This is a genomic window from Streptomyces sp. NPDC005266 (assembly GCF_040607655.1).
Taxonomy (GTDB): domain Bacteria; phylum Actinomycetota; class Actinomycetes; order Streptomycetales; family Streptomycetaceae; genus Streptomyces.
In genome coordinates this window covers 170,995-177,613 of the sequence record NZ_JBEXHC010000012.1, presented here as the reverse complement: position 1 = coordinate 177,613, position 6,619 = coordinate 170,995, and the positions used below count along the sequence as shown (strand labels likewise).

Below are 6,619 nucleotides of genomic sequence, written 5' to 3'. Positions count from 1 at the left end.
GAACCCTAGGAAGTCCCATTATCCCAGTTCAGAGGGCATCCGCGTCTTCATGTCCAAGCCATGAACCGGCTGTTGCCCGGTGGATTCAGGCTAAGCGGATGCGGTGGGGTTCGCCGCTGATCCCTCGCCGTTCGGCCTGGCCGAGGGCTTGGACGCCGAGAAGGATCAGCACTTGACTTCGCCGTAACCGCTTAGCGCAGTTCCTCGGGGGGCGTACGGCGCGCGTCGACCTTCTCCGTGCGCTCCAGCTCACCCCAGACGACATAGCGATGGCGCGAGGTGTAGACCGGGGTGCAGGTCGAGAGCGTGATGTAGTGGCCCGGCTTCTCCCGGCCCGACTCCTTCGGGACCGGGTCGAGCACATCCACATTGAACTTCGAGGTCTCGGGCAGCGTCGCGTAGACCTTGTAGATGTACCAGGTGTCGCGGGTCTCGAAGACCACCGCGTCGCCTTCGTGGACCTTGTCGATGTTGTGGAACTTCGCACCGTGGCCGTCCCGGTGCGCGGCGAGGGAGAAGTTGCCCTTCTTGTCCCAGGGCATCGCGGCCTTGACCGGGTCCGTGTAGTACCCGGCGACGCCGTCGTTGAGGATCTTGGTCGAGGTGCCCTTCTTCACCAGCACCTCGCCGTTGTGCATGGCCGGTACGTGCAGGAAGCCGATGCCGTCCTGGGTGTCGAGCCGGCCGGGCCCCTGCCCGGCCCAGTGCCTGCGCACCTGGTCGCCCTGCTTCTTCGCCTCGCGGTCGGCGAGCACGTTCGTCCACCACAGCGAGTAGACGACGAAGAGGGCGAGGATCAGCCCGGCGGTGATCAACAGCTCGCCGAAGACGGCCACGGCCGCGGCGATCCGCCCGCGGCCGGTGTGGCGGCTCGGTGCCGCGGGTGAATCGGGGCGCCGGCCCCGCCGCTGGTCGTGGTCGGTCCGTGCCACCGCGTCGTACCCCTTTTTCTGGTGTTATGGCTGTTCGAGCTCGGCGCCTGGACTTGCCGCGCTCACTCGACCAGCGCGTCAGGCTTGCCCTCGCTGCGCGGCCGCTCGTCGACCATCTTGCCCCAGACGATCATCCGATAGGTGCTGGTGAATTCCGGAGTGCAGGTCGTCAGCGTGATGTAGCGGCCCGGCTTGGTAAAGCCGGAGCCGGGCGGCACCGGCCGGATGACGCTGGTGTTGGAGGGCGGCGTCTGCGGCAGGATGCTGCGCATCTCGTAGGTGTAGTACCGGCGCTGCGTCTCGACGATGATCTTGTCGCCGGGCTTGAGGCTGTTGACGTAGCGGAACGGCTCGCCATGGGTGTTGCGATGCCCGGCGAGCGCGAAGTTGCCCTGCTTGTTCCACGGCATCGCGGTCTTCAGCTTGCCCTTGCCGTAGTGGCCCACCATGCCGCGGTCGAGGACCTTGTGCTTGTCGATGCCCTCGGCGATCGGCGCCTTCACGTCCAGCTTGGGGATATAGATGATGGCGAACCCCTGGCCGGGCGAGAACTTGCCCGGATCGCGGTCCTCCTCGCCGTCCCGGTCCCAGTTCTTCTGCAGATCGCTGGCGGCGCCGTCCGCCTGCTGATGGGCCCGGATGTTCGTCCACCACAGCTGATACGCGACGAACAGCAGCATCACCACACCGAGGGTGATGAACAGCTCGCCGAACAGCCGGCTCGCGACGACCCCGGGACTGTCCTTGCGCGCCCGCGCGGCGCGCTTGGCCTCCATCCGGGTGCGGGGCCGGCCGGTCCCGGCGGCCGCTGTGCCCGCTTCCGGCGCGCCGCCCCCCGCACGGGCGCCGTGCCTGCCGGCCCGCTTGCCGCCCCCCTGGGCGGCCTTCCGGCGGGCGGCCCGGCCGCCGGGCGGCGGCGTCGGGCCCGGGGCCGCGTCCGGCGCGACCTTGCGCAACATCACGGTCTGGTCGCCGCCGGGGGAGGCGGCCTGCGGGCCCACGGCGCGCAGGGCGACCGTCTCGTCGTCGCCCCGGGGCGCGACCGGGCGCAGAACGGCCGTCTCGGCCGCCTCCGCGGCGCTTCGGGGGCCGGAGGGGGTGGCGGGGGCCGGAGGGGCCGAGGAGGCCGCACGGGCCCGTCTGCGCCCCGTGGGTGGCCCGGCCGGCTCCCCGGCGCTGCCGGGTGCGGAGGGGGCCGGGGAGCCGCGCCTGCGCCGTCCGGTGGCCGGCGGCAGCGGGAACGAGGCGGTGCCCACGCCGTGGCCCGTGGCCGCGTCGTCCGGGGCGGATCCCTGCCGCGGGTCGTTCAGGGAGTCCCCGGCGCCCGGCACAGCCGCCCCGAACGCGTCCGGGCCCCGTCCCGCCTCGTACGGCTCATGAGGCTCGTACGACGCGTACGGGGCGGGTTCCCGGGCACCAGGGGCGGATTCCCGGGCGCCATAGGCCGCGCCCTCTCGCTCGGGGCGCAGTGCGGTCACTCGCCGGCCTTACCGCCGACCGCCCCGACCACCGGGGCGAGCCCCGTCGACCGCTCCACCGCCCCGATGTCCCCGCACTCCACCAGCCAGTTGGCGAGCATGCGATGGCCCCACTCGGTGAGGACCGACTCGGGGTGGAACTGGACGCCCTCGACGCGCAGTCCACGGTGACGCAGCCCCATGGCGATGCCCGTCTCCGTCCAGGCCGTGATCTCCAGCTCCTGGGGAACGGTGCCCCGCTCGACGGCCAGCGAGTGGTAGCGGGTAGCGGTGAAGGGGGACGGCAGACCGCTGAAGACGCCCGCGCCCTCGTGAGTCACCAGCGAGGTCTTGCCGTGCAGCAACTCCGGGGCGCGGCCGACGACCCCGCCATAGGCGACGGCCATGGACTGCATCCCCAGGCAGACGCCGAACACCGGCACCCCGGTGCCCGCGCAGTGCCGCACCATGTCGACGCAGACGCCCGCCTCCTCGGGGGTGCCGGGGCCGGGGGACAGCAGTACACCGTCGAAGCCGTCCTGGGCGTGCGAGAGGGACACCTCGTCGTTGCGCACCACCTCGCACTCGGCGCCGAGCTGGTAGAGGTACTGGACGAGGTTGAAGACGAAGCTGTCGTAGTTGTCGACGACCAGGATGCGCGCGCTCATCGCAGAGTCCCCATTCCCTCGTCGACCGTCACATCGTTGAACGGCAGCAGCGGCTCCGCCCACGGGAAGACGTACTGGAAGAGCACGTAGACGATCGCCAGCACCAGGGCGAGCGAAACCAGCGCCCGCACCCATGCGTTCCCCGGCAGATGCCGCCAGATCCAGCCGTACATGCCATCCCTACTCACCGATGACGGAGTCGATTGCGAGACCAGGGTAAGGGCCGGGGCGGGCCGGGAGGGTCAGCTGACCAAAGCTTGGGGCTTGCCGTGGGCCACGGGCCGGGTCGCGTCGAGGTGCGCCCAGGCGATCAGACGGTGGCTGTGGCCCCACTCCGGTTCGCAGGTGGTCAGGGTCAGACAGCGGCCGGGACGCTCGAAACCGGACGCGCGCGGCACCGGGTCGATCACCCGACGTCGGAGGGCAGCGGGCGATGGGGCCGGCGGTCGATGCGGTAGGTGAACCAGGTGGTGCCGTCCGTCAGGACGACCGCGACGCCGGAACGCAGCCGGGGGAAGTCCTTGAAGGGGTCGCCGTAGGTACGGCGGTGCCCGGCGACGGCGAAGTTGCCCAGGGCTCGTGGGGGCGGTGCGGGGGCTTGGGTTCCAGGAGTCGTCGCAACACTCCAGTTCAGGGGATGCGATGGACTTCGAGATCCGTAAGGACCGGACGAAGCCTCAGGGCAGGAAGAAGCTCACCAGGGAGCGGGAGGCATATTCCCGGCTCATGCAGCAGGGTCTGAGCAACCGGGAAGCGTGCCGGATCGTCGGGATCGACCGCCGGACCGGCCAGAAGTGGCGCAACGGTCGTCACGCATACGGAAACCGGAAGGCGCTGCCACCGATCAACGCGGTGGCAGCGCCTTCCGGGCCGTCCCGGTACCTGCGCGAGGCGCGGGATGTACATGATCGCGAACGGCTCGCCCGTCCGGTAGCGGCGCGGCTGGAACGCGGGCCGGGCGCCGGCGGCGCGGACCGGCCGCCCATCGGTCCTGGAGGTGGCCGATCCCGCCGTCCATGGCCCGGTCGGCGCGGATCGATGCCCAGTACAGGAGGTGGACCACCAGCGGGATCATCACGGTGCCGACGGTGACGCAGACCTCACTGAGCACTCTGATGACCAGCCGCGTCCTCACCGGCCCCCGATGCGCTACCCGATGGGCTGTGCCTGATGCAGATCCACTGTGCCGGAGTAGCCGGGAAGAGTCACCGTCTCGTGCTGGTCGACTTTCCAGCCGAGGCCGTACGCGTCGACATAGCTGCGGTAGTTCTGGATGGCCGGGGACATGGCGAGCGCGGCGAGCAGCTTGTTCCGGTCGCCGACGGCGGTCACCTTGTACGGCGGCGAGTAGACCTGGCCCTGGAGGATCAGGGTGTTTCCGACGCAGCGCACCGCGCTGGTGGAGATCAGCCGCTGGTCCATCACCTTGATGCCCTTGGCGCCGCCCTGCCACAGGGCGTTGACCACGGCCTGCAGGTCCTGCTGGTGGATGACGAGATCGTTGGGCTGGGGTTCGGGAACGCCGGGGATCTTCGGGGTGGCGTTCGGCGGGGCGTCGGTGAGGGTGACGGTGAGCCCGGGGCCCGTGAGCGCCCTGGTGCCGGCGGTCTTCTCCAGCTCGGCGAGTTTCCGGCGCTCGGCCTTGGTGGATCCGTTGTCCCGCCGGGCGAGGGCGTCGACGTCGGAGCGCATCCGGGCGGCGCTGTCGTCCAGGGCGCCGTTCTTACGGCTGCGCTCGAGGATGAGGTCGGAGAGGCGCAGCATCGATTCATCACTGCGGAGGTTGGTGCCCTGGGCCGTATTGAAGCTGGTCCAGAAGATCACCCCGGCCAGGGCGAAGACCGCCGCGGTCAGCAGCCGGATGGGGCGGAACCGGGGGCGGCGGGAGGGCGGGGTGGGGGAGTCAGCGGAATTGCTCAACGTACCCTTGCTCCTTACGACGCCGCGGAAGGACTACGCTAACCGACGTGTGGGGGAGGGAAGTGGTCCCCTTCGCTGTCCCGCCCCGGCGCCGTCCGTACATATCCCCGCGCGGTCACGCAGCGCATTCGACAGGAGAGTTCCTCGTGCCGAAGTCACGGATCCGCAAGAAGGACGACTTCACGCCGCCGCCGGCGAAGCAGGCAGCCAACATCAATCTGAACAGCGGCCGCGGGTGGGTGGCACCGCTGATGCTGGCCATGTTCCTGATCGGCCTCGCGTGGATCGTCCTCTTCTACGTGACCACGGGTGACATGCCGGTCAAGTCTCTGGGCAACTGGAACATCGTGGTGGGCTTTGGCTTCATCGCCGCGGGGTTCGTCGTCTCCACCCAGTGGAAGTGACCCCACTCCGTCGGCTCTGTCCACGGCAGCCCTGCCCACGGCTTCGTCCACAGAGTTATCCACAGCCGGGGAAAACTCAGAAGATCTGTGGATAACCTCTGCCGCGTTGACGCCGGTGTGACCGGCGGAGCACCTCTGTTCGACCGTTCACACCTGCGATTTCCTGGGAAAACGCAGGTCAGCGGCGCTCGCACAGACGTTCTCCACAGGGTGCGCAAGATCCACCCCCATGCTGTGGACAACTGACCGAGCCCGACCTCGTTCGAGGTTTTCCGGGGTGGGCTCGCGCCGCCCCGACGCGCCCCTCAGCCGGTGAGCTGGACGGTACGGATCCACACCGCCGCGACCATCGCGAGCAGCATCAGCGCACAGGTCCCCCGCTGTACCAGCGCACGCCGCTCACGCGGCGCGTGCACCATCCCGTAGGCCACCACCGTGCCGACGACCAGCCCGCCGACATGCGCCTGCCAGGCGATGCCGTGCCAGGTGAAGGTGAAGAGCAGATTCAGCGCGAGCAGCGCGATGACCGGGCGCATGTCGTAGTTGAGCCGGCGCATCAGGACGGCCGTGGCGCCCAGCAGACCGAAGATCGCCCCCGAGGCGCCGAGCGAGGCCACCTCCGGCGCGGCGACGAGATACGAGAGGGTACTGCCGCCCAGCCCGGAGAGCAGATACAGCGCGATGTAGCGGGCGCGGCCGAGCGCGGCTTCCAGCGGCGCGCCGATCCACCACAGCGAGAGCATGTTGAAGGCGATGTGCATCAGCTGCTGATGCAGGAATATCGAGGTCAGCAGCCGGTACCACTGACCCTCTGCGACGCCCTCCGAGGCCGAGGGCCCTGGCGGCCACTGGGCGACCAGGGCGAAATCGTTCACCACCCGGTCGCCGGCCGCCAGCACCGCGAGCCATATCGCGAGATTGAGCGCGATCAGGATCTTGGTGACCAGCCGCGGATCCGAGGTCATCGTGGCGCCCGCTATGGTGCGCGGCTGGGCCGCGCGCATCGAGGGGCCGGCGTTCGCCGGGCCGGACGCGGCGGACGCGTGGCCGCGGACGCACTCCGGGCAGTGGAACCCGACGGAGGCGCTGATCATGCACTCCGGGCAGATCGGCCGCTCACAGCGGGAACAGCTGATGCCGGTCTCCCGCTGCGGATGCCGATAGCAGCAGACCGCCTGGTCCTCCATGGTGTCCCTTCGCCCCCTGTCACAGGATTGCGCGTGTCCCCCGCCCCGCTT

At 69.9% G+C, this 6,619-nt stretch carries 8 protein-coding genes and 1 pseudogene; 2 read left to right on the top strand and 7 right to left on the bottom strand.

Annotated features, from left to right (window positions below; all coding sequences use genetic code 11):
* Positions 1–191 precede the first annotated feature (191 nt).
* From ABZU99_RS22275 to ABZU99_RS22255, 5 genes and pseudogenes are all read right to left on the bottom strand, one after another.
* Entirely contained in the window at positions 192–932 is a 741-nt protein-coding gene (locus tag ABZU99_RS22275) for a class E sortase (RefSeq protein WP_355942740.1), read from the bottom strand.
* A gap of 62 nt (positions 933–994) precedes the next feature.
* Complete coding sequence (locus ABZU99_RS22270) at positions 995–2,410, bottom strand: class E sortase (protein ID WP_356046744.1); 1,416 nt, start codon at positions 2,408–2,410, stop codon at positions 995–997.
* Complete coding sequence (locus ABZU99_RS22265; RefSeq protein ID WP_356046742.1) at positions 2,407–3,057, bottom strand: aminodeoxychorismate/anthranilate synthase component II; 651 nt, start codon at positions 3,055–3,057, stop codon at positions 2,407–2,409. The genes ABZU99_RS22270 and ABZU99_RS22265 overlap by 4 nt, the downstream gene beginning before the upstream one ends.
* Complete coding sequence (locus tag ABZU99_RS22260; protein ID WP_355942749.1) at positions 3,054–3,230, bottom strand: hypothetical protein; 177 nt, start codon at positions 3,228–3,230, stop codon at positions 3,054–3,056. Before ABZU99_RS22260 ends, ABZU99_RS22265 begins: the two co-directional genes overlap by 4 nt.
* A gap of 69 nt (positions 3,231–3,299) precedes the next feature.
* Positions 3,300–3,628 (bottom strand): annotated as a pseudogene (locus ABZU99_RS22255) (sortase); the annotation flags it as partial.
* Positions 3,629–3,699: 71 nt separating this feature from the next.
* On the opposite strand from ABZU99_RS22255, the gene ABZU99_RS22250 reads away from it, so the two are divergent.
* Positions 3,700–4,149: a helix-turn-helix domain-containing protein gene (locus ABZU99_RS22250; RefSeq protein WP_356046740.1), complete on the top strand. Its 450-nt coding sequence runs from the start codon at positions 3,700–3,702 to the stop codon at positions 4,147–4,149.
* A 57-nt stretch (positions 4,150–4,206) separates the two neighbouring features.
* On the opposite strand, the gene ABZU99_RS22245 is transcribed toward ABZU99_RS22250, so the two are convergent.
* Positions 4,207–4,977: a DUF881 domain-containing protein gene (locus tag ABZU99_RS22245; RefSeq protein ID WP_355942752.1), complete on the bottom strand. Its 771-nt coding sequence runs from the start codon at positions 4,975–4,977 to the stop codon at positions 4,207–4,209.
* Positions 4,978–5,123: 146 nt separating this feature from the next.
* Between ABZU99_RS22245 and crgA the strand changes: the two genes are divergently transcribed.
* Positions 5,124–5,381: a cell division protein CrgA gene (crgA, locus tag ABZU99_RS22240; RefSeq protein ID WP_355942755.1), complete on the top strand. Its 258-nt coding sequence runs from the start codon at positions 5,124–5,126 to the stop codon at positions 5,379–5,381.
* Positions 5,382–5,686: 305 nt separating this feature from the next.
* Here the strand turns inward: crgA and ABZU99_RS22235 are convergent, their stop codons facing one another.
* A complete protein-coding gene (locus ABZU99_RS22235; protein ID WP_355942759.1) occupies positions 5,687–6,568 on the bottom strand; it encodes a rhomboid family intramembrane serine protease in 882 nt (293 codons plus the stop codon).
* Positions 6,569–6,619 lie beyond the last annotated feature (51 nt).